This is a genomic window from Exiguobacterium sp. s7 (genome assembly GCF_018618195.1).
In the GTDB taxonomy this organism is placed as follows: domain Bacteria; phylum Bacillota; class Bacilli; order Exiguobacteriales; family Exiguobacteriaceae; genus Exiguobacterium; species Exiguobacterium mexicanum_A.
The window spans coordinates 105,113-128,061 of the sequence record NZ_JACSLO010000002.1 but is presented as its reverse complement, the minus strand read 5'-3'; the positions used below and the strand labels follow the sequence as shown (position 1 = coordinate 128,061).

24 protein-coding genes and 1 other annotated feature (1 of these 25 cut by a window edge) are annotated in these 22,949 nt (G+C 53.2%); of the genes, 8 read left to right on the top strand and 16 right to left on the bottom strand.

Annotated elements, in window-relative coordinates:
• Window positions 1–312 carry a thioredoxin family protein gene (locus KNP79_RS03225; protein ID WP_034778277.1) on the bottom strand — a complete coding sequence of 104 codons (312 nt, stop codon included), beginning with the start codon at window positions 310–312 and terminating at the stop codon, window positions 1–3.
• 114 nt (window positions 313–426) lie between these two features.
• Between KNP79_RS03225 and KNP79_RS03220 the strand changes: the two genes are divergently transcribed.
• The gene (locus KNP79_RS03220; protein ID WP_114167197.1) at window positions 427–759 is read left to right on the top strand and encodes a hypothetical protein; all 333 of its coding nucleotides are present in this window, start codon (window positions 427–429) and stop codon (window positions 757–759) included.
• Window positions 760–809: 50 nt separating this feature from the next.
• On the opposite strand, the gene KNP79_RS03215 is transcribed toward KNP79_RS03220, so the two are convergent.
• On the bottom strand, window positions 810–1,826 hold the full coding sequence (locus KNP79_RS03215) for a PTS sugar transporter subunit IIC (protein ID WP_214797296.1): 1,017 nt from the start codon (window positions 1,824–1,826) through the stop codon (window positions 810–812).
• Window positions 1,827–1,951: 125 nt separating this feature from the next.
• Entirely contained in the window at window positions 1,952–3,025 is a 1,074-nt protein-coding gene (locus tag KNP79_RS03210) for a M42 family metallopeptidase (protein ID WP_034778279.1), read from the bottom strand.
• Window positions 3,026–3,161: 136 nt separating this feature from the next.
• Here KNP79_RS03210 and KNP79_RS03205 point away from each other — a divergent pair, with 136 nt between their 5' ends.
• From KNP79_RS03205 to dhaM, 4 genes are all read left to right on the top strand, one after another.
• Complete coding sequence (locus KNP79_RS03205) at window positions 3,162–3,464, top strand: PepSY domain-containing protein (RefSeq protein ID WP_021065576.1); 303 nt, start codon at window positions 3,162–3,164, stop codon at window positions 3,462–3,464.
• Window positions 3,465–3,568: 104 nt separating this feature from the next.
• Window positions 3,569–4,546 carry a dihydroxyacetone kinase subunit DhaK gene (dhaK, locus tag KNP79_RS03200; RefSeq protein ID WP_214797298.1) on the top strand — a complete coding sequence of 326 codons (978 nt, stop codon included), beginning with the start codon at window positions 3,569–3,571 and terminating at the stop codon, window positions 4,544–4,546.
• 24 nt (window positions 4,547–4,570) lie between these two features.
• On the top strand, window positions 4,571–5,161 hold the full coding sequence (gene dhaL / locus KNP79_RS03195; RefSeq protein WP_214823166.1) for a dihydroxyacetone kinase subunit DhaL: 591 nt from the start codon (window positions 4,571–4,573) through the stop codon (window positions 5,159–5,161).
• On the top strand, window positions 5,154–5,522 hold the full coding sequence (dhaM, locus tag KNP79_RS03190; RefSeq protein WP_256440833.1) for a dihydroxyacetone kinase phosphoryl donor subunit DhaM: 369 nt from the start codon (window positions 5,154–5,156) through the stop codon (window positions 5,520–5,522). Before dhaL ends, dhaM begins: the two co-directional genes overlap by 8 nt.
• A gap of 24 nt (window positions 5,523–5,546) precedes the next feature.
• Here dhaM and KNP79_RS03185 read toward each other — a convergent pair whose 3' ends face one another.
• Complete coding sequence (locus KNP79_RS03185; RefSeq protein WP_235420207.1) at window positions 5,547–6,056, bottom strand: hypothetical protein; 510 nt, start codon at window positions 6,054–6,056, stop codon at window positions 5,547–5,549.
• Window positions 6,057–6,161: 105 nt separating this feature from the next.
• On the bottom strand, window positions 6,162–6,809 hold the full coding sequence (trmB, locus tag KNP79_RS03180) for a tRNA (guanosine(46)-N7)-methyltransferase TrmB (protein ID WP_034778289.1): 648 nt from the start codon (window positions 6,807–6,809) through the stop codon (window positions 6,162–6,164).
• Window positions 6,810–6,944: 135 nt separating this feature from the next.
• On the opposite strand from trmB, the gene cydS reads away from it, so the two are divergent.
• Window positions 6,945–7,055: a cytochrome bd oxidase small subunit CydS family protein gene (gene cydS, locus KNP79_RS15850; protein ID WP_021065570.1), complete on the top strand. Its 111-nt coding sequence runs from the start codon at window positions 6,945–6,947 to the stop codon at window positions 7,053–7,055.
• 45 nt (window positions 7,056–7,100) lie between these two features.
• Here cydS and KNP79_RS03175 read toward each other — a convergent pair whose 3' ends face one another.
• From KNP79_RS03175 to pepV, 6 genes are read right to left on the bottom strand one after another with little or no spacing between them, the layout of a single operon-like run.
• Entirely contained in the window at window positions 7,101–7,895 is a 795-nt protein-coding gene (locus KNP79_RS03175) for a phosphotransferase family protein (protein ID WP_034779996.1), read from the bottom strand.
• Between the two features lie 50 nt (window positions 7,896–7,945).
• Window positions 7,946–10,111 carry a type I pullulanase gene (pulA, locus tag KNP79_RS03170; RefSeq protein ID WP_215191280.1) on the bottom strand — a complete coding sequence of 722 codons (2,166 nt, stop codon included), beginning with the start codon at window positions 10,109–10,111 and terminating at the stop codon, window positions 7,946–7,948.
• Between the two features lie 21 nt (window positions 10,112–10,132).
• Complete coding sequence (locus KNP79_RS03165) at window positions 10,133–10,972, bottom strand: NERD domain-containing protein (protein WP_034778292.1); 840 nt, start codon at window positions 10,970–10,972, stop codon at window positions 10,133–10,135.
• On the bottom strand, window positions 10,942–11,517 hold the full coding sequence (gene thpR, locus KNP79_RS03160) for an RNA 2',3'-cyclic phosphodiesterase (RefSeq protein WP_215191278.1): 576 nt from the start codon (window positions 11,515–11,517) through the stop codon (window positions 10,942–10,944). The genes KNP79_RS03165 and thpR overlap by 31 nt, the downstream gene beginning before the upstream one ends.
• A gap of 5 nt (window positions 11,518–11,522) precedes the next feature.
• Window positions 11,523–12,674 (bottom strand): MFS transporter, encoded by a 1,152-nt coding sequence (locus tag KNP79_RS03155; RefSeq protein ID WP_215191276.1) that lies wholly within the window; start codon window positions 12,672–12,674, stop codon window positions 11,523–11,525.
• A gap of 59 nt (window positions 12,675–12,733) precedes the next feature.
• Window positions 12,734–14,119, bottom strand: a complete 1,386-nt coding sequence (gene pepV / locus KNP79_RS03150) for a dipeptidase PepV (RefSeq protein ID WP_215191274.1) — start codon at window positions 14,117–14,119, stop codon at window positions 12,734–12,736.
• A 306-nt stretch (window positions 14,120–14,425) separates the two neighbouring features.
• Between pepV and KNP79_RS03145 the strand changes: the two genes are divergently transcribed.
• A complete protein-coding gene (locus tag KNP79_RS03145; RefSeq protein ID WP_081637897.1) occupies window positions 14,426–14,647 on the top strand; it encodes a DeoR family transcriptional regulator in 222 nt (73 codons plus the stop codon).
• Between the two features lie 82 nt (window positions 14,648–14,729).
• Here KNP79_RS03145 and KNP79_RS03140 read toward each other — a convergent pair whose 3' ends face one another.
• Together KNP79_RS03140 and KNP79_RS03135 are read right to left on the bottom strand one after the other, a co-directional pair.
• A complete protein-coding gene (locus KNP79_RS03140) occupies window positions 14,730–15,440 on the bottom strand; it encodes a pseudouridine synthase (protein ID WP_034778298.1) in 711 nt (236 codons plus the stop codon).
• Window positions 15,440–17,137, bottom strand: coding sequence for a putative polysaccharide biosynthesis protein (locus KNP79_RS03135; protein ID WP_215191272.1), 1,698 nt, complete (start codon window positions 17,135–17,137; stop codon window positions 15,440–15,442). The genes KNP79_RS03140 and KNP79_RS03135 overlap by 1 nt, the downstream gene beginning before the upstream one ends.
• Before the next feature lie 138 nt (window positions 17,138–17,275).
• On the opposite strand from KNP79_RS03135, the gene KNP79_RS03130 reads away from it, so the two are divergent.
• Complete coding sequence (locus tag KNP79_RS03130; RefSeq protein WP_034778302.1) at window positions 17,276–18,550, top strand: BaiN/RdsA family NAD(P)/FAD-dependent oxidoreductase; 1,275 nt, start codon at window positions 17,276–17,278, stop codon at window positions 18,548–18,550.
• Window positions 18,551–18,591: 41 nt separating this feature from the next.
• Here the strand turns inward: KNP79_RS03130 and KNP79_RS03125 are convergent, their stop codons facing one another.
• The 3 genes from KNP79_RS03125 to leuS all read right to left on the bottom strand — a co-directional run bounded on the left by KNP79_RS03125 (window position 18,592) and on the right by leuS (window position 22,712).
• Window positions 18,592–19,104, bottom strand: coding sequence for a pyrophosphohydrolase domain-containing protein (locus KNP79_RS03125; RefSeq protein ID WP_034778307.1), 513 nt, complete (start codon window positions 19,102–19,104; stop codon window positions 18,592–18,594).
• A gap of 14 nt (window positions 19,105–19,118) precedes the next feature.
• Window positions 19,119–20,192 (bottom strand): hypothetical protein, encoded by a 1,074-nt coding sequence (locus KNP79_RS03120; RefSeq protein ID WP_215191271.1) that lies wholly within the window; start codon window positions 20,190–20,192, stop codon window positions 19,119–19,121.
• 117 nt (window positions 20,193–20,309) lie between these two features.
• Window positions 20,310–22,712, bottom strand: a complete 2,403-nt coding sequence (leuS, locus tag KNP79_RS03115) for a leucine--tRNA ligase (RefSeq protein WP_214797303.1) — start codon at window positions 22,710–22,712, stop codon at window positions 20,310–20,312.
• A gap of 42 nt (window positions 22,713–22,754) precedes the next feature.
• Window positions 22,755–22,949 (bottom strand) — a binding site (T-box leader); it runs 24 nt beyond the window's last position.

Here is a 22,949-nt window from a genome sequence, read left to right as displayed (position 1 = left end):
TCACCCTAACCCATGAAGGAAGGCTTCGACTTGCTCAGGCGTCTTCCGTTCGCGTCCGACATAGCGGTCGACTTCTTGTCCGCCGTTGAAGGCGACAAAGCTCGGAATCCCAAAAATGTCGAGCTCTTGTGCGAGCTCCATCCAGTCGTCACGATCGACGTAGTAAAACGTCCAATCCTCGAATTTCGCTTCGATGTCTGGCATGAACGGATCGAGGAAACGGCAATCACCGCACCACGTCGCTGAAAACATCAAGATGCTCTTCCCTTGTTTTGCTTCTGTATACTCGTTCATCGTTGTCAATTGTTTCATGTTCACCACTCCTGTTCTTTTTTCCCCATTCATGATAGCATAAGTCCGTTGTCACATTCCGCTCTCATGTTTTATGATCATCGGGAGCGAAGACTACGTGAAAAAGGTGAAGTCATGACAAAATGGACACGTGAACAGTTGAATCCAGAAATGAAACATCCGCTCGAGCAACTCGTCGGCGTCATCGGCATGCTGGCGATTCTGCGCTACGGCTACTTGTTCATCGATACGGACAAGACGCGAGGTGAGATTTTAGTATGGCTCGTCGTCGGGTTCGCCGTGATTTACATACTCGAACGGGTCGGCAAACGCCTCGTCCGTGCCTTGCCGATCATTCGAAAACGGTTTTTACTCCCCGTCTATGTCGTCTTGCTCGTCTTATTCTTGGCGAGCTTCCGCGTCCCTCGTGAAACCGTCGAGACCGTCCGAAATCTTTTCGGTTGGTGAACGAAAGAGAGCGTCCCGCTTATTCGCCGGGACGCTCTCTTTCGTGTCGCTCAATATTCGATTTTCATATCGTTCGGCCGAATCCGATTCATCCGGACCAACACTTGATAGACCGCATAACTGAGCACTGCCGGACCGACAATCAAAAAGCCGAAGACGACGATGAACATGTGCCAACTGAAGCCCATCGTCTCGAGCATGACAATCGGACCGACGAGTCCGCTCGTCCCCATCCCGGCACCAGCCGCGACGCTCTCGAGCTCGAACAACAGAATCGCGATTGGGGCGAGCACCGCCCCCGCTATCGTCGGCGGCAACAAGATCCAAGGATTCTTCACGATATTGCCGACTTGAAGCATCGAAGTACCAATCCCTTGGGCGATCGCACCGCCGATGCCATTGTCCCGATAACTCGTGATCGCAAAGCCAACCATCTGGGCGGCGCAGCCAACCGTCGCCGCGCCTGCCGCGATGCCGCTCAAGCCAAGCATGAGCGCGATGGCCGCACTCGAGATCGGTGCCGTGAGCGCGAGTCCCATCAGTGTCGCGACGACGACGCCCATGAATAAAGGCTGCTGTTCCGTGCCCCACTCGATCCACGTCCCGAGCTGCGTCATGAACAAGCCGACATACTTACCGATATAGGTTGCAGCCAAATAACCCACGCCAATGGTCGTGAACGGCGTGACCAAAATATCAAGTTTCGTCGATTTCGAGACGAGTTTGGATACCTCGACAGCGAGCAACGTCGCCACATAACTGCCGGCTGGCCCGAACTCGTAACCGAACGCCCCGACGACGAGCGCCGAGAACAAGATGAGCGGCGGTGCTTGAAGCGCATAGGCGATTGCAATCCCGATGGCCGGACCGGTCAAGCCGATGGCCACATCACCAATCTCGATGAGCGTCGACCCGAAACCGGACAGACTCGTTTCGAGCAATTGTCCACCCGCCGTCTTCATGATCAAGCCGATGATGAGCGTACTGAATAAGCCGAGTGCCATATAACTGAGTGCCGTCACAAAATAAAGCGACGGACTGAGCGTGATCCCTTTTTTCTTAAACATGGAAATCCCTCTTTCCTGTCTTGTCAGTCGTAAAGTTTCTGTCTTCACACTTTTATCAGTATAAGCGTTTCTCGGGAAATTTCAATATAAAAAACGCCACTACACGAGTGACGTTCTCCCTACCTTTAGCGTGAAGCTCGAAGCGTCTCCATCGTCGAACGATCGAGGCGTTTGACGAGCGCCTTGAGTAGCGCTTTCGCCGCATCATAGTCGTCCGTATGCAGAATCGAGGCGTGTGTATGGATGTAACGCGCCGCGACACCGATCACGGCCGTCGGGACCCCTTCCCCGCTCATATGGATGCGGCCTGCGTCCGTTCCACCTGGCGAGACGAAGTACTGCGTTTTGATGTTTTCATCAGACGCCGTGTCGAGTAAGAAGTCACGCATCTCTGGAGACATGACCATGACCCGGTCAAGGATTCGGATAAGCGCCCCTTCCCCGAGTTGGCCGAACTCCGTCTTATTGCCAGACGCATCGTTGGCCGGTGACGCGTCGAGGACGAGCGCGACGTCCGGACGAATCATTTCGGCTGCCGTTTGCGCTCCACGGAGTCCGACTTCTTCTTGGACAGTCGCACCCGAGAACAAGATGTTCGGATGATCGGCTTTTGTCGTCTCTTCGAGCAACTCGACCGCCAGACCAACCCCATAACGGTTATCCCATGCTTTGGCCATAATCTTTTTCGGATGTTTGAGCGGCGTGAAGTCGCTTGTCGGCACAGCCGGAAGACCCGGACGGACACCCCATGACTCGGCTTCTTCTTTCGTATCGGCGCCAATGTCGATAAACATCTGTTTCATGTCCATCGGTTTACTCATTGCGTCCGGTCCGAGCAGGTGCGGAGGTGTCGATGCGACGACGCCCGGAATCAATCCATCGTTCGTCACGATATCAAATCGTTGCGCCATGAGCACTTGGCTCCACCATCCACCGAGCGGCTGTATGTATAGCATCCCGTTTTCTGTGATCCGGGTGACCATGAACGCGACTTCGTCCATATGTCCAGCGACCATGATGCGTGGTCCCGCCTCGTCCCCGACCCGTTTCCCAAAGATCGAGCCGATGCCATCCGTCATGACTTCATCGACATGCGGTGTGATTCGGTCACGAACAAACTGACGAACCTCTGATTCGAATCCAGGTGCGCCCGGAAGTTCTGTCAACGTCTTGAATAAGTCTCTCGTTTTTTGTTCCATTTCCATCCATCCCTTCAACCGTTCTTGTTTCATTATATACAGAACTTTTCGGCAGATGCGAATGGTTTTCGTTCCAATGGGGTACAGGTTTTGGTACGATGTACATGATAGCCATAGTTCAAGGGGAGGTAGTCATATGAAGAAAAGGTATTGGTTAGTTGGGATCGGGGTTGCCATCGCGGCCGCACTTATGACGAAAAAAGTGTTAGATGAACGAAGCTTATCGGCCGAGGACGCGCTCGAGTACACGAAACGGGCATTCTCAGCCAAAGGTCACGTTCAAGGCGCATGGATCTCGGCATCACCTGAGATTTACACGTATGACGGACGTGAGTATGACGTCTTTAAAGGCGGCATCTCGGTTCTCGAGAACGACGAAGAGAAGACGTACCAATTTACAGTCGATTCAGAGACTGGCGCTTTACTTGAATATGCATGATGTGGGGTCGGCGATGACATTCGCCGACTTTTTTTGTTTAATCTGGGCGAAAGAGTGGAAAATTGAATATGGTACTTTTCAAACTCAAAAAGGAGTGATCCCACGTGAAGAAACTGATCGGTGAAGCAAACGAGCTCGTGTCACAAATGGTCGAAGGAATGGTCCATGCCCATCCTGAACTGTACGGTCGTGTGGAAGGTTTCAACGTCATCTGTCGTGCTGACGGGGCCAAGTCCGGAAAAGTCGGACTCGTCTCGGGTGGAGGCAGCGGTCATGAACCGGCCCACGCTGGTTATGTAGGTGACGGGATGCTCGATGCCGCTGTATGCGGTGAAGTGTTCACGTCCCCGACCCCGGACATGGTGCTCGAAGGCATCAAAGCGGCCGATGGAGGAAACGGGGTATTACTCGTCGTCAAAAACTATGCCGGTGACGTCATGAACTTCGAGCTCGCCGCCGAACTTGCGGACGCCGAAGGAATTAAAGTCGACCACGTCGTCGTCGCAGACGATGTCGCCATCTCGAACAAGGAAGACCGCCGCGGTGTCGCCGGAACCGTGTTCGTGCATAAGATCGCCGGTGCGGCCGCAGCGAGCGGGAAATCACTCGCCGAAGTGAAAGCGCTTGCGGAGAAGGTCGCGGCAAACGTTCGCTCGATGGGTATGGCTGTCGAACCTTGTTACATGCCGGTGAGCGGCAAGCCAGGTTTTGATTTGAATGAAGAAGAGATGGAAATCGGCATCGGCATTCACGGGGAGCGCGGCGTCGAACGGAAGCCGACGACGAACGTCGATGCCATCGTGGATGACCTGCTCGACCACTTGAAAAAAGAAGTGAGTCCTGGCGAAGTTGCCGTTATGGTCAACGGTATGGGCGGTACGCCCTTGTCTGAATTGTACGTGACGTATCATTTCGTCGCGAAAAAATTAGAAGATGCCGGCTACACGTTGAAACGGAAATACGTCGGCAACTATATGACATCCCTCGAGATGCACGGGTTCTCGATCACGCTCTTGCCGCTCGACGAAGAAATGACGGGTTATCTCGATGCACCGTCGGCGGCACTCGGTTTCAAACTCTAATCCAATGAATGAGGTGTTTATGCAATGTTGACGATTGATGGGTTCAAGCAAGCATTACGACACGCCCAATCCGAGATTGAGGCGAACAAGGATACACTGACCGACCTCGACCGCGCCATCGGCGACGGAGACCACGGCATCAACATGTCGCGCGGCTTTGAAGCGGTCGTCGCCGTACTCGATGACGACTATGCCAGCCTTGGCGACTTGAGCAAGAAAGTCGGGATGACGCTCATGTCGAAAGTCGGCGGCGCAGCCGGTCCGCTATACGGGTCGGCATTCGTCAAGGCTGCACCTAAGTTTGGTGACGCGACCGAGGCCGATTTCAAGCTCGTTAAAGAAGCGCTTCTTGAAGCGTCGACAGCGATTAAGGCGCGCGGGAAGTCAGAAGTTGGCCAGAAGACAATGGTCGATGTGTGGGAACCGTTCTTGTCTGACTTGAGCGAGGCTGACGATTTTGATGCCAAACTCGACCGCCTCGTCGGTGAGACCGAAGATATGATCGCCACGAAAGGACGGGCATCTTATTTCGGTGAAAACTCACGCGGTACGGTCGACCCTGGCGCACTCTCGAGTTCCATCGTGTTGAAAGCGATTATGAAGGAGGTTGAGTGACATCGTAGAGCTCATCATCGTATCCCATAGCGCTAAAATCGCTGAAGGGATTCAAGACTTGATGAAAGAGATGGCCCCCGCCGTTCCGATTCATTTAGCGAGCGGGCTTGAGGACGGCAGCATCGGGACAGATGTGACCCGTATCCTCGAGGCAATCGAGGCCGTCGACAAAGAAGCGCTCATCTTATCCGATATCGGTTCGGCCACGATGAACGCAGAACTCGCTGTCGATATGTATGAAGGCGATAAAACGATTCAGTTCTATGACGGTCCGATCGTCGAGAGTGCCTTCGTCGCTTCCGTCTCATCCGGTAACGGCATGGATGTCGCTCAAATCGTCGAACAATTGAAAATGGCATAAAAAAAGAGCCTCGCGGCTCTTTTTTTAACGTGGGTTATCGTTTTTCTCATAAATCGGGTTCATGAACTCGGTCGTCGAGTAGAAACGTGGAACAACCACGAACAAGATGACTACCGGGATCGCGATTAAGAGTAGCAAGATCAACACAGGCAACCAATAGACAATTTGTTGTCCGAGCATGTCGATGTTCGCATCCGCAAATTCAGTCGCGCCTTCGACTTCTGCGAGGTCAGCTGTTGCGAGGATTTTGTTGTCCGTCGCATCATAGTAATGGAACTCGGTCTTACGTGTGATGAAGATGCCGTCACGGATCGTATCAATTTCAACGACCGCCGCGATGACTTCATTGCCATTCGAATGACGGAGCGTCTCTTCTTTTACGATTTCAGCCGTTCCTTCTTTGTAGTCATAATGAGTGGCTTTCAGATCCTCTTCAAGGGCGTCCAAGAACGCCTCGTTTGCCGAGGTATTAAGTGGTGCGATTGTTAGAATGAAGATTAGTGCAAGCAGGCTTGCCCATGCTTTTTTCAACATCCCCATGTTCCCCCTTCTCTAATTCCAGTTTAGCGTCATTCCTATTGTACCAAGAAGAAAGAAAAAAGTGTGAAGAAAATGCTATTAAAATAAGAAAAAAGCGTGTCAAATTTTCGGACGGAAAGCTGCCTCCATCCGATAAATCGGTTGTCCCATGGCGCTGAAGCGCTCTTCGTACTCGGTGCGCACGTTATCCGCCGGTTCGTTCACATGTAAATCAAGTGAAATATCTGTGAAGTACATGCCGTATTGGCTCATGCTTTCGAGCGAATATTCGAATAACCCCCGGTTATCCGTCTTGAAATGAATCTCGCCTCCGCGTGGCAACACAGCCTCGTACGTGGCGAGGAACGTTTTATACGTCAAACGACGTTTCGCATGGCGTGTCTTCGGCCATGGATCGGAGAAGTTCAAATAGACGCGATCGACTTCACCGGCTTCGAAGTAGTCGACGAGTTGCTTGGCATCAACAGTCAACACGCGGACGTTTGGCATCGGTGTCTCGACGAGCTTTTGCACGATCGATACGGCGACGCTCTCGAATAACTCGATGGCGATGAAGTTGACGTCCGGGAACTGTTGGGCCATCCCTAAAATGAATTGCCCTTTCCCCGAACCGACCTCGATGAAGAGCGGATTGTCGTTCTTAAATTCTGCTTTCCAGTTCCCTTTTAACGTTTCGGGATGAGTGATAAAGACGTGTTCTTGAGCTTCCATATATTCTTTGGCCCAAGGTTTGTGACGTAAACGCATGTTTTTCCAACCTTTCGTTCAAGAAATGTTCAAGTTTATGCTGACTAGCCGCTTCGTGCGAGCAGTCCCCTTGCGATTATACACGAAATCATTGTTTAATGAACATGAATCATCCTTCACAAGGAGGTTATATCGATGAGCACGTTGGATCAATTTTTAATCTTTTACGCGGCCCCGCTGACGTTTTTCGGCGCCGTCATCGCCACGTTCGTTTGGGCGTATTTCATGAAACCTGATGATGTCTAATGCATATGGAAAGGGATGGCTCACGCTCGTGATCCATCCCTTTTTTCATTGTGTCCGTTCATCTGCCTCATCGAGCAGTTCACGGAGCACGGTCAATCCTTCTGCCCGGGCGATACCGTTCTGTTCCCCATACAACGTGAGAACCGTCTGGGCAATCGCATACCAGTGCATCCGGTAATGGAGCTCTGACGTGTAACGGATGCCGTAATGGCTAAACCACGTCTCCCACTCCGCCTCATCGACATAACTGTAAACGACCATCGCCAAGTCAAAGGCACGGTCGGCGATGATGGCGTCATCCCAGTCGGTCAAATACAACAGACCCGTCTCGTCCTCGATCCAGTTATTATGGTTAAGGTCCGAATGGCAGACGACAAGTTCACGTTCGTCATCAATCGGTTGATGCATAGTGAGCCAACGGACCGCTTCATCAATCGTCACATCCGCCTCGTCTTGCTCATAGGCGGCACATTGCCGAAGCAATAGCGTCGACGTGACCGGTGTATGATTCAATTGCTGCAGCATGAATAATAGCTCTTTCGAATGATGAATCTTCCCAAGCTGTGCCGCCACATCAGACCGTTTCATATCGGTTGGCGATAGCTCACGACCTTCGATGAACTGTTGGGCACTGAGGACGTCGCCGTTGAACATCCGCTTCGTCCACAGCAATTTGGGGACGATGCCTTCGGCGGAAAGAATGGCTAAAAACGGGGACGAGTTCCGTTTGACAAAGATTTTTTGTTGGCGCGTCGTCGCTACGTACGCTTCGCCTGTAATCCCGCCTGCGGAAGCCACCGTCCACTCTTCACCGAGCGCACCGATTATATCTGAATACATATTCATCACGCTCAAATCTCATTAAGAATTACAAAGATACAATCACCATATTAACACGCGATAATCGTCATTGACAACGACTCGACTTGAATCTCACGCGGATTTCGTGCAATCGGGACGAGGCTCGCTGTTTCCCCTTGCACATAAACGTTCCAGTCTCCGTCAGCATGAAACGTCACGTCACCGAACGTTCCGTTCAAATAGACACGGACGCGTTGCCACGCATCGTAGGAATGGCTCGCCGTCAACTCATAGGCAATCACGCCTGGAGGCGACGGAAGGAACTTGAATTGCTCCACGACTTTCTGCCGAGTATCGTAACGGAAACACGTATGACGGCGCCGCAATTTCAGCAGCGTCTTCACGAATTCGACTTCACTCTGACGCTCGTCCCGCAAATCCCAATCGAAGTGATTGATTCGGTCCGGCGCGTTATAACTATTTTCGACCCCTTGTTTCGTCCGACCGAACTCCTGGCCTGCATGGAGGAACGGGACGCCTTGCGACGTGATAACGATGGCCGTGGCGAACCGTTGCATCCGTAATCGCACCGCCTCGTCGATATCCTCACACGATAAGAGCAATTTATCATAGGTCGTATAATTGTCATGCGCCTCGACGTAATTGATTGTATATTGCGGGCTCGGGAATCGTCCGACGGTGACGTTTGGGATTTGAACCGCTCCCGTGATGCACTCTCGAAGCTCCCATTCCCGCCATTCGTTACCAGAGACGAAACCGCGTTCGCGGTCATTGAACGTCGACCCCTTTAACGCGTCCCGCATCATGTCATTGAAGTGCCCGATTCGAGGCATAAAGGCGGCGTTATGGGACGAGGCTTTCAACGATGGGCTGAGCGGTGTCGCCAAATCCCATCCTTCCCCGTAAATCAAGATTGAACGATCAATCTTATCAAGCGAAGCCCGGACTTGATTCATCGTCTCGACATCATGGATCCCCATCAAGTCGAACCGGAAGCCGTCAACGTGATACGCCTCGGCAAAGAAAGTCACACAATCGACAATCATCCGCCGCATCATGTATCGTTCCGAGGCCGTGTCATTCCCAACCCCAGTCCCGTTCGCGACCGTCCCGTCATGTTCATAACGGAAATAGTAGTAAGGGACGAGCGCTTCGAGCGAGGATTGTTCACGGATAAAGACATGGTTCATGACGACATCGACGACGACCCGCATCCCGTGACGATGCAGTTCCTCGACCATATGAGCATATTCTAGAATTCTCGATAACGGCTCGGCTGGGTCTGAGGCGTAACTCCCCTCTAACCCGAACCAATGAATCGGGTCGTATCCCCAATTGTATGGCATCCGGGTCGACTCATCGACGCTGCCGAAGTCATGGACAGGCAACAGTTGCAGATGGGTGACCCCGAGTTCTTTCAAATAATCGAAGCCGGCACTGTTCTCGCCTCTCGTTCTCACTCCGGTCTCGACGATGCTGCCATACAAACCTTGCATCTGACTCATCGAGGACGGATGGCTCGTGAAGTCCCGGATGTTCAGTTCATAGATGACCGCATCGGTCGCTTTCCGAAGCGGCGGCCGTTCCGTCGGCGTGACATGGGCGGCGACATGCGCCTCGACATCGATCAATACGCCAAATTCGCCATTCAGGCTGACGGCTTTCGCGTAAGGATCGACGACCTCGTTCGTTTCGACTGGCGTCTTGACGTACAGTCGATAATAGTGACCTTCATAAAACCGAGGCACGTCGGCATGCCAGACACCACGGCTCTCTTTAGACATACGAAACCGCTCGATTTCACGATGTGTCGTCGAGTCGTGGATGACGAGCCAAATCGAGAACGCGACGGGAGACCAAACGTATGCCTCGATCGAGTGTTCGGAAAAAGTGAGGCCGAGCGGTCCGTCATAGGCATAACGGCGTTCGAACTCGTCCGTATGCACGATTTCACGTGGCACGACGACAATCGTTTTATGTCCGGGGTGAAATACAGTATAGACCGCTTCAAGCGTGACCGGTCGCGCCAATCGGATATCTCGCTCAATCGTACCGGCCTCTGTCGTCCATTCATTGAGCACCACATAGTCGACCGGTCGACCGTTCTGTTCAATCTGTACTGGAACGGATTCATATTCGGCGATGACTTCCAGTCGAATCGTCTCGAACGAGAGCAAAGATGCCCGTTCAATCGTCACATGTGACGTCGTTTGCTGCTCTGGTGTGTGATGCATACGCGTTCCATCCTCTCCAACCTACTGGTCCAAAAATTGTCGAAACGGCATCTGGGCTGTCGCATCTAGTAGTTTCGCCACATCTCGAATTTGTTGGGCTTTGACGATCGGTGCCCTCGTGTTCACTTGTTTCAGCCACGACTCATAATCAGAGCGTGAAATGAACTGAGTCGACCTTGTCTCGGGCACGTGATCGAAATAGCCTTCTGGGGCCACCGTGACTTTTTGGATGACCCCGTCATAGGACGGAAGAAACTGTCGAATGATTTCTTCAGTGCGCGTCAATGCAATGAGCGGATTGACTACACGTTTATTTTCCCCTTTGAGCGGTTGATGAATCCATGTCTTCTGCTTTGAGATGTGATAGATGCTCCGATCCCCGTCAAGCCATTCGACCAAATACAGATGTGACGGTCCGATGATAAGATGGCTCAATTCGACAGTTGCCCCGTTCCATTCGACAACTGGACGATACATGAAGAAGTGTTGGTCGTTCCATTCGGTCACCATCTTGCGATAACCGTATTCACGAAGGAACGGCAAGAACGGCATGTCTGCTTCGGTCGCCCCTTCACACGCGAACTGCAACTTCTGGATGTGGCGACGGTTCGCGAGGAGCGCCTGAAACTGCGTCTCCGAGAGCGGGGTCGGTTCGAGCTCGATACGTTCCGTTCGACGCCAAAATTTCCACCACGGGTTCTCGAACTCCATGATCTCGGGTGGATTCAACCGATTGGACTCATGCAGGCGGCGCATACGGGCGACATCGGACTCGACGTATTCTTGGAAACGATTGAACTGATCGAGCATATTTCGTTCATATTTAGATGTCACGTCAAAAATTTTAATCGGGATCGCCATGTGTCCTCCTCTGACCGCTGTAACGGAAATACTTCAACTGCCTCATAGGCAGGGGTGTGGTTCGGATTGATTCGATAAAGGATGACGGCTTCAATCGACTCTTCGATCTTAAACGTCGGGGGGATGTGTGGAATGATCGTTCCGGTGTCCCACTTTTTGGCGAGCGTGACGTGCGGGACGAACGGTTTCCGGTCGAGTGACGCGATCTCTTCAGACAGCTTGCGCCGGAGCGTCCCGGTGAGCGCCGTCACTTCCGCAGACGAATCCGGGACGATCGTCAATACTCGAGGACGATCTGGTCTCCCGAAGTGATCAATTTGTTGGAACATCAGTGAAAACGGAGCCGTCACTTCCGTCACGTCACGCGTGATCTCTTTGACCGCCTCGACTTCATCATCGTCCAATGCGCCAAGAAACTGAAGCGTCAAATGGAATTCTTCCGGCCGATACGTCCGGCGATACGAATAAAACGGCAAGATGGCCCGTTGAACGCGTTCGAACTCCGCCTCCTCCATCGGTAGCGCTATAAAGTAATGTGTCGACATCGGAATCATCCTTTCTCACGAAACCGTCTCAACCCTAAGAATAAAATCGCGCCAATCACACTGACGACTGTGTACATCCAAAATACACCGATAATGCTGTTCACTTCAATGATGATTCCGCTCAACTGATTGAACGCGGCCGTCGCCAAACCTGAAGTAACTGCCATATAGACGCCAATCGCCGTCGAGGTGACGTTTCGGCTGACAAGGCTTCGCACAAACTGAAGCGCGACCGGAATGAGCAGGCCGACGACGAGCCCTTGGACGATGGCGAGCAGCCAGACGACCCACAGTTCTGGTTCGAGTGCGAGCCAACCGTTGCGGAGCGCTGAAACTAACGCCGCTCCCGCAAGTACGTTGACCGTCCCAAGACGTTCGACGATTTGATACGCCACTTTCATGAACGGGATCTCACAAAGCACGGCCACTAAAAACAACGTCCCGACGAGCGTCGTCGAGCCGCCGATACTCGTCACGTATATCCCGAAGTAATAGTTGTTCGCATAGATTGGACCGAAGACGAGCATGCCCCCAATCAAAAAGGCGATGAACGGGGCGTTCCAGACGGCCGACCAAGCGAACGGGGCGACCGTCGTCGCGCGCGTTGCAACCGGTTCGGCAATCGTCCTTAACACGATGCTGCCGGCCACGAGTACGATGGCGCTGAGCAAAAATGTGCTCGCAAGACCCCACGTCGTATCCGCGATTCGTCCCATCATGAAAACGGCGATAGCGAAACCGGCCGATCCGAATAGACGGATGGCTCCATAATCAATTTTGACACGGGCCGTATAATCGAGCGTCATCATATCGATAAGCGGGATATGCGCGCATTGGAACACCGACCAGGCGACCATCAAGAGCACGATCCAAACGTAATCGGTCGCGTACAAGAACGTGATGGAAAGGGCGGCCGCCCCGATCATGGCGATACCGAGCCACGCCCGGACACGGCCCGTCCGATCGGCCAGCATGCCCCATAACGGCTGGACACCAATCGAGAGGATCGGCATGATGGCGACAATCGTCCCGACCTGACCCGGAGACAAATCAAAGCGTGCCTGCGAGAAGAAAAGTGCCATGTAAGGAATGAGGGCCCCTTGTGCGAAAAAGATAGCGACATACATTGATTGAAACGATAGTTTTTGTTGGTTCACTGTAAACTTCCTTCCTAACAGACAGAGAGCCGACCGAATCAGTCAGCTCTCACGGATTATTATTTAGCGAGCTCATAAATCGCTTCCGCATAGATGGCGGCGGCGCGAAGTAAATCTTCAATTTCCATGTATTCATCGACTTGGTGTGCGACATCTTTCGCTCCTGGGAACAATGCGCCGAAGGCAACACCTGCCTCGAGCGAACGGGCATACGTTCCTCCGCCGATGGCCATCAAGTGTGCCGATTCGCCGGTTTGACGCTCATACACATCCGCCAACGTTTTCACGAGCGGATGGTCTTCGGCCACGTGGTGCGGCGGCATATGGTGACGCGTCGACAGCTCGAACCCGAACGACAAGGCGATCTCTTTCAAGTTTTGCAATCGTTCTTCAAACTTCGCGGTATACGGATAACGGATATTGACCGTCGCCGTCCGCTCTTCGCCCTGATAGCGGAACACGCCACCGTTAATCGTCAAGTCACCGGTCTCGTCGGTCGCTTCGATGCCGAGCGAAATCCCGCGTGAATCAGCAAAGACGTGGCGGATGAACTCGATGTAGCGCTCCCCTTGAATATCGAGTGGAAGCGTCAGTAGGAACCCGGCAAGTACGTAGGCCGCGTTCACACCATTATCCGGCTCCATCGCATGGGCGGCGACACCTTTCATCGTGAACGTATACGTCCCCGCTTCCCATGTGCACGTCCCGTCGGCCTCATATTTCGCAAGGTAGGCCTCAAATTTTTCTTCGAGCACATCTTCTGTCTCAAGTACCGCGGTCGCGAAATCCGGGACCATGTTCGGACGTTCTCCGCTCACGAACGAGACCAAGTGATGTTTCGAGCCGGGTACGCGCTGAATTGGGAGTTGCTTCAAGACACCGTCATACAAACCTTTTTCCGCATTAATAATCGGGAAATCAGCATCCGGTGCGAAACCGTATGTCGGCATCGCTTCCTGCTTAAAATATTCACGGACACAGCGCCATTCGCTCTCCTCGTCACAACCGGCGATGAGGCGGACACGTTTCGATAGCGGCAACCCGAGTTCTTTCACGATGCGCAACCCGTAATAAGCAGCCATCGTCGGACCCTTATCGTCATTGCTGCCGCGGGCGAACAGTTTCCCGTCCGCGACCGTCGGATTGAACGCCCCATACGTCCATCCGTCTCCGGCCGGCACCACGTCTAAGTGGCAGAGGATCCCAACGATTTCTTCGCCTGACCCGTACTCCAAATGGCCAGCGTAACCGCCGACATCTTTCGTCACGAATCCGTCACGCTCTCCTAACGTAAACATATAATCGAGGGCACGGCGGACTTCAGGACCAAACGGCTCGTTCGGTCCGGCCTTGTCTTCATCGAGGACGCTCGGGATTTGTAACAACCCTTTTAAATCTTCTAAAAACGCGTCTGTTCGTGCGTCGACTTCTTGTCTCCAATTCATCTCAATCTCCCCTTTGCGAATGTTCTCTCCCTTATTAGTATATCCAAATGTTAGAAAGACGAACATTCATTTCGAAAATATTTTTTCGTTCGTCTTTTAGAAGTTTTATTATCCATTTACACGATGTTCATTCGATATTTACGTTCATAACATGTTCTTTACATTTCGATTGTTCGTTCTTTTCGCTTGCAATTCTATTTGAGAGCGGTATACTAAAGGTGTAATTTTAGAAAATAACAATTTCATATTTCATTTGTCGTCCGTAGGTTTTGTCTTTCATCATTCTACGCATTGGGAGGTCATCCAATGAAAGGTTCAACAGATCGTATGCTAACCCGCATCAAGTCCATTTATTTGTTCATTAACGAAAGGGAATGCGTCACCACTTCAGAACTAGTAGAGGAGTTTGGGATCACGTCACGCACCGTACAGCGTGATTTGAACGTTCTTGAATACAACAATCTGGTTGAAAGTCCGAGTCGGGGCACGTGGACGTCATCGAAACGTTCGCTCAAGACGGCAAATTGAATAACAAGTTACAAGGGATTCCGCACGCGGGTCCCTTTTTTTTGCACAAAAAAGTACGTGCCGATTGACACGTACTTCCGAATCATATGAGGAACAAGTCGACTTCCGTTTCTGTCAACTCACGGTATGCACCAGGTTCAAGCGTCGGATCGAGTTCGAGGCCACCGATTTGGACGCGCTCGAGCCGCTCCACATGTTTTCCGACCGCGGCGACCATCCGTTTCACTTGATGATACTTCCCTTCCGAGAGCGTCAAGCGAATCGTCGAGCGGCGACCGGACTTGCTGAGCAGTTCAAGTCGTGCCGGTTTCGTCGTGTAGCCGTCCTCGAGTTCGACGCCTTCGGCGAAGCGACGGACATCATCTGCCGTCATCTCCCCATCGACTTCGGCGATATATACTTTGTCGACGTGTTTACGAGGCGACATGAGCGCGTGATTGAACGCCCCATCGTTCGTCAATAGCAACAGGCCGGTCGTATCTTTGTCGAGGCGTCCGACCGGGAACAAATCGTAATGGGCATAGGCCGGGTCGATTAAATCGACGACCGTCGACTCGACTTTGTCCTCGGTCGCACTGATGACACCAGCCGGCTTGTTCATCATCAAATAGACGAACGGTTTGTACTCGACGACTTCCCCGTGCACGGTCACACGTTCCGCCTCTAAGTTGATTTGTCGTTTCGCATCTTTGACGGGCTGGTCATCGATCCGGACGGCCCCTTGTTTCAATAAAATCTTGACGTCTTTACGCGAACCATATCCCATGTTCGCCAATAATTTATCAATTCGCATTATGCTTTCCTCCGATATTGGAATCGTTTCCCTAGTAGTTTTCCGGCCAAGTGACTTCTCCAGCCGAGATAGCCGTATACGACGAGGCCGATTCCGAAACCGACGACCGTAGCCAATATATCGTTCCCCCAGCTCGGCTCATCTCGGAGCGTGACGAACAACGAGCCGTATACCGCGATAAACATCGCCCCACCCATGGCAAACATGAGCATCGTCCGACGCAACAATTGCTTATACGGGAACTGGAGCGTCCGTTGAATTTTCCACACCATGAGGATGATCGCGACAATATAGCCGGCGATCGTCGCGTAACCGGCGCCGATGCCGCCGAGCGCATAGACGAACGGTACGTTGAGTGCAGCTTTCGTCAATAGTCCCATCGCCGTCGCGAAGATGGTGAAGTACTGACGATTGATCCCTTGCAGGATGGCCGCTGCCACCGAGTAATAGGCCAGGAAGAACGCACTCGGCGCATAGTGGAGCAAGTAGACCCACCCTTCCCGGTCACCCGGGAACAGTGTCCCGAACAACGGCTCGGAGAGGGCGACCAACCCGATGACGGCCGGGATGGTGACAAAGAACGACACTTGGAAGATGTGGTTCACTTGATTACGGACTTTATTCATGTCGCCGTGCGTGAACGATTTCGTGACGAGCGGAATCGTCGCCATCGACACACTTGCCGCGATCGAGACCGGAATCAAGACGATCTTATGGGCGTTCCCGGTCAAGAATCCAAACGCGGACGTCGCTTCAGCGACTGACTTCCCCGAGTTGAGCAACGTGTTGACCATCGTCAACTGGTCGACGAACTGATAGAGCGGCGTCGACAAGCCGACCATGACGATTGGGATCGAGTAACTGAGCAACTCGAGCAAGAGTGATTTCATCGAACGGACCGGCGTACCGGCCGGATTATCCGTCTGAAGATGGATGTCTTTCCGTTTGCGCCAATACATGGCGAGCACGACGATACTTCCGATTGCCCCGATAAAGGCGCTGAACGTCGCAATCGTCACGGCGAGTACTTTCAACCCGTTCAACTCGGTCGTCGCCACGGCAGCGGTCCCACCGAGCGAGTCGGCGAGCGGACGAATGAGTGCCGAGTCCGAGAAGACGAACAAGACGAGCATCGTTCCGCTGAGCAGGAACATGATGCGGACGATTTGTTCGATGACTTGCGAGATGGCCGTCGGGGCCATGTCCTGATGTCCTTGGAAATAGCCGCGCACCATGCTCATCGCCGGGATGAGCAGGAGTGCGAAACTGACGCTACGCGTGACGAGCGTCAACGAGTCGATATATTGCTGATTGTTATCCGAGTTGCGGACCATGAGTTCCGATAACCACGGTGCTGAGAAAAACAGTAATAAAAAAGCGACGACGCCGGTCACGAGCATCAGCTTCATCCCTTGACGGAACAAGCGCTGACTCGTGCCATATTCACCGAGCGCGTTATACTTGGCGATAAATTTTGAGACGGCGACAGGAATCCCCGCCGTCGAAATGGCGATCATGAGCGCATAATAGGTGTAGGCCGCCTGATAGAGCGTGACGCCGGCAATCCCGACCATCGCTTGGAAGGGAAACGTATAGAGCAGTCCGAGCGCACGCGAGATCAAATTTCCGGCTGATAAGAGCAGCGTGCCTTTGACGAAGGACTCCCGTCCTGAATCTTGTTTGACGCTTGATGACATGAGATACCTCCATCTATTCTTTCACAACTAATGTACCTAGTTTTACAAAACAACCGTTTCTCATTATACTCTTACTGTTGCAGATAATAAAGTTACGAACCGTTAAAGTTTAGATTGAGAAGAGAAACGAGGGATACCATGATGAAAGATGTCATCGTCATCGGAGGAGGGCCAAGCGGCCTGATGGCGACATACGCCGCCGCCAAAGCCGGAGCGAACACGCTCCTGATTGATAAAGGTTCGAAGCTCGGACGCAAGCTCGCCATTTCTGGCGGCGGGCGCTGTAACGTCACGAACCGCAAGCCCGTCGACGAACTGATTCAGTTCATTCCGGGGAACGGACGCTTCTTATATAGCGCCCTCGCCCAGTTCGACAACCAGTCGATTATCGACTTATTCACCGGGTTCGGCATCCCATTAAAAGAAGAAGACAACGGCCGGATGTTCCCAGTGACGGACAAAGCGCAAGATGTCGTCAACACGCTCCTCGGCGCCATCGACGCACTCGGTGTCGAGATTCGCAAAAACGCGAAAGTGAAGACGCTCCATTTTAATGAAGCAAACGAGTTTGAAGCGGTCGAACTGGAGGACGGTGAACGCATCGAGGCAGGCGCCTGTGTCATCGCTGTCGGCGGACAATCTGTCCCCCACACCGGCTCGACCGGCGACGGATATCCGTGGGCCGAGAAAGCCGGGCACACGATCACGGAACTGTTCCCGACCGAGGTGCCGATTTTGTTGAACGATGCCTTTATCGGCACGAAACAGCTTCAAGGGCTGTCGCTCCGGGACGTCGCCCTCACCGTCCACGGCAAAAAAGGCAAACCGATCAAGACACACCGTGGCGATATGATATTCACGCACTTCGGCATCTCGGGCCCGATCGCCCTCCGGTGCAGCCAATATACGATCAAAGAGCGCAAACGCAGCAAAGAGCGTGTCGTCGCCCTCTCGCTCGACTTGTTCCCGGACATGGCACGTGACGAGCTGTATCAAGAGCTGTGGAACCAAGTCCAAGAACAACCGAAACGGGCCGTCAAGAACGTCTGGAAAGGGTTTATCCCGGAACGGATGCTCGACCTGTTGTTGGCCGACCTCGCTTTCGGTGAAGAAGACGCGAGTCAGTTGAAGAAACAATCGGTCATCGATTTTGCGACACGACTGAAGACGTTTGAGCTACATGCGACCGGGACGCTCGATTTCGACAAAGCGTTCGTCACCGGCGGCGGCGTCTCTGTCAAAGAGATCGCCCCGCAGACGATGATGTCGAAGAAAGCGGACGGCCTGTTCTTCGCCGGCGAGGTGCTCGACATTCACGGCTATACAGGTGGTTATAACATCACGGCCGCCTTCACGACCGGACATTGTGCCGGGTCGCACGCCGCAGAATTTGCTGTACGTACAACCGTATAAAAAAGAGAGCCTATCGCGCGCGATAGGCTCTCTTTTTGGTGTCACTGTTTCGCTTCAAGTTGGCGTCGCACTTCCGCCTCGAGCTCTGGCTCGGGTGGCAACCAGCCTTCCGGCTTCATGACCTTATTGTCTGACGCGCGCAGGATCGGCTTACCATCCGGACCGAGCTTCGCCATATTGGCGCGCTGCACGATCTCGAACAACGGCACCGGGTCGAGCCCGAGCTCGACGAAACTGCCCATCACGAAATAGAGGGCGTCCGTGAGCGCATCACCTTGTCCGACGAGTCGCTCGACGTCATTTGTCGGTGGGGCGTCCTGGAGCGATTTCTGAACAGCCTGTTCGAATCCTTGTTGGAACGTGGCGACGGCTTGCAGGAACTCTTCCTCGTTCCGTGCCGATTGATGTAAAAATTCGACGACGGCCTCTTCTGCCGTCCAGACCGAACGTTTGACGGCCCGGTCTAACTCGAGCGGCTGTGGTGCACTCGCTTCCGGGTGCCCGAACGTCTCATGGAATTGGCGAACTTCTTCATAGAAATAGCGTTTGCTCATATGATCCTCTCCTATCAGTCGACCGAGACGAAATCGTCAAGGTCGAACACATCTGGTCGCACGATGGCGAAAATTTCATTGTCTTGCAAAAACATACCGGTCGACCCGTACACACGAGGAGTGACCATCTGTCCGTTCATCGTCCCTTCATCCGGGTTGATCGTGTAGAGGACGAGTTCTTCTGAATCGAGGACGTAAATGCGTCCCTGGCGTTCGACGAGGCCGACACCGCGGAAGTTCTCGAACTTCTGTTGAATCGAGGCGCTCATCCCTTCGGTCGTGAGCGGTTTTCTCGACTCGATGGCCCACTCCGTCTCAGGCTCTGGCGCTTCTTCGGCGTCTGCCTCATCAGCCGTGGTCGCCGTATCGGCGTCTGAATCCACTTCGGTCGTCGCATCCGTCTCGGTCGCATCGGCTGTTTCTTCTGTCTCTGGCTTCGCTTCAGCATCGGTGGCCGTCTCATCCTCGAGCGTCCGTTCTTGGACGTATAACAGTTCCACGTCGGGCGTGTCCGCCAAACGGCTCATGATGATCAGTCGTTTCGTCTCCTCGTCATAACCGAGGCCGAACAATCGGTCTGTCGAGGCGATTCCTTTAATCAATTTGCGTCGTTGTTCCGTCCACCGGCCCTCTTCACGCTCGATTGTCACGAGAACCCCATTCGCCGTGACGGCATAAATCTTGTCCTCGGAAATCATGCGCATACCGATGAACTCGCCGAACCGGTAGGGCTGTCCTTCGTTGCTGAGGATGAGTGACGCGTTCACGCGATTGGCGTTCCCGCTCACTTCGAAAAACTCTTTATTTTTCGTCAAGACGAGATATGACCCGATCGTGTCACTATAGTACACTTCATCGAGCTGTTGAATCTGTTCGAGGGCATCGGTCGTATCGATATCCTCCTCGTCCGGCGAAGCCTCGACGGGAGGTACAGATGTCGCTTGGTGACTCGTTTGAATCTCTATTTTTTCAAACGTCGAGGCGATTTGGCTTTGAATATCCTCGTCCGAAAAGACGAACACATAGCACAAAATCACGCCGACGACGACGGCAAACAGCGTCGTATATAGTACGTAAGAACGTTTCATGGACGTTTCGTCCCCTTTACATGCAGTATCGCCCTTTAGTGTAACAAACCCGCCCCGAAAAGAAAACGACATCATACAAAAGAAAGGAACGTGTGACAATGTCACACATTCCTTCACTTATCCAACGACGATATTGACGAGCTTACCTGGAACGACGATCACTTTGCGGACCGTCTTCCCTTCCGTGAACTCTTGAACGCGTTCGTTCGCGAGCGCATCGGCCTCGAGCGCTTCTTTCGAAGCGTCGCGGGCCACGTGCATCTTCGCACGAAGCTTGCCGTTCACTTGGATGACGACTTCAATCGTGTCGCTGACGAGTTTCGACTCATCAAACTTCGGCCATGCCGCATACGTCAAGTCTTCCGTCATGCCGAGACGCTCCCACAACTCTTCGGCCAAGTGTGGCGCGACCGGGGCGAGCATCTTAACGAAGTTGACCATTTCTTGTTTCGGAAGCGTGTCTTGTTTATACGCTTCGTTGATGAAGACCATGAGTTGCGAGATCGCCGTGTTGAAACGGAGCGCCTCATAATCTTCTGTCACTTTCTTCACCGTCTGATGGTACGTCCGTTCGAAGTCGGCAGTCGGCGCGACGTCTTGAAGCTCTGTCTGATCGAACAAACGCCAGACACGGTCAAGGAAGCGACGAGCGCCGTCGAGACCGTTCGTCGACCAAGCGATGGCCGCATCGAGTGGTCCCATGAACATCTCGTAAAGACGAAGCGTGTCGGCTCCGTGCGACTTGATGATGTCATCCGGGTTGACGACGTTCCCTTTCGATTTCGACATCTTCTCGTTGTTCTCACCAAGGATCATCCCTTGGTTATAGAGTTTTTGGAACGGCTCTTTCGTCGGGACGATGCCGATATCGTAGAGCACTTTGTGCCAGAAACGAGCGTAGAGCAAGTGTAGGACCGCGTGCTCCGTACCACCGATATACAAATCGACCGGAAGCCAACGCTTCAACTTCTCTGGGTCCGCGATCATGTCTTCATTGTGCGGATCGATGAAGCGAATGTAGTACCAGCAGCTGCCGGCCCATTGTGGCATCGTGTTCGTCTCGCGACGACCCTTCTCACCCGTCACTGGATCCGTGTACGTCAACCACTCGTCTGCGTTCGCAAGCGGCGATTCACCCGTACCCGACGGTTTGATTTCATCGATGATCGGGAGTTCGAGCGGGAGGTCTTCGACCGGGACCGTCTTTAGCGTGCCATCTTCCATATGAACGATTGGAATCGGCTCGCCCCAATAGCGCTGACGGCTGAACAACCAGTCGCGGAGACGATACGTCGTCTTCGCACGGCCAGTGCCGGCAAGTTCAAGCTCTTCGATGATTTTGGCGATCGCGTCGGCTTTATTGAGACCGTCCAAGCTACCTGAGTTGACGTGGACGCCATCCTCGACGTAAGCCGCCTCATCCAAGTTGCCGCCGGTGACGACTTCACGGATTGGAAGGTCAAACGTCTTCGCGAACTCATAGTCGCGCTCATCATGTCCAGGAACGGCCATGACCGCACCTGTACCATACGTTGACAACACGTAGTCAGCAATCCAGATTGGAAGCTTCTCACCATTGACCGGGTTGATCGCGTAAGCGCCAGTAAACACGCCTGTTTTCTCTTTAGCAAGATCGGTCCGTTCGAGATCTGTCTTTTTCGAGACTTCTTCGACGTACGCCTCGATGGCGACGGTTTGTTCCGGTGTCGCGATTGCTTTCACGAACGGGTGCTCCGGTGCGAGCGTGACGTATGTCGCGCCGTAAAGTGTGTCCGGACGTGTCGTGAACACCGTGACGACTTTTTCGTGACCGTCGACTTTGAAATCGACTTCGGCCCCGACCGACTTGCCGATCCAGTTGCGTTGCATCTCTTTGACGCTGTCTGGCCAGTCAAGCCCTTCTAAATCATCGAGCAACCGCTCTGCGTATTCCGTGATGCGGAGCACCCACTGCTTCATCGGGACACGGTAAACCGGATGGCTGCCGCGCTCTGACAAGCCGTCGATGACTTCTTCGTTGGCGAGTACCGTCCCGAGGGCCGGGCACCAGTTGACGGCGACTTCATCGACGTAGGCGAGTCCGCGGTCATGGAGCTGTGTGAAAATCCATTGCGTCCACTTGTAGTATTTCGGGTCGGTCGTGCTGATTTCACGATCCCAATCGTATGAGAAACCGAGCTCTTTCAACTGGCGGCGGAATGTGCCGATGTTGCGCTCTGTGAACTCGCGCGGGTCATTCCCTGTGTCGAGGGCATATTGCTCGGCCGGAAGACCGAACGCGTCCCACCCCATTGGATGGAGGACGTTGAAGCCTTGCATCCGTTTCATGCGGGCGATGATGTCCGTCGCCGTGTAACCTTCCGGGTGACCGACGTGAAGGCCGGCTCCTGATGGATATGGGAACATGTCAAGGACGTAGAAACACTCCTTGTCCGGGTCTTCTGTCGTCCGGAACGCATCTTTCTCGTCCCAACGCTTTTGCCATTTCGGCTCGATGTCTTGATGTTTAAAATAATCCAAAATTCATCCTCCTCTGCATAAATAAAAAGCCTTCCGCCCCGGTAATGGGACGAAAGGCTTGAAAGCTTTCCGCGGTACCACCCATGTTGCATTTCTGCCACTTGAGACGCCGGTAACGAGGCGTAACTCCGGTTCACCCTACTGTTCGTTCAGGCGAACTGCTCCAAGGCGAGTTCTCGCGGTCCATATACCGGTTCACACCACCCACCGGCTCTCTACAAATACAGACGTCACGAT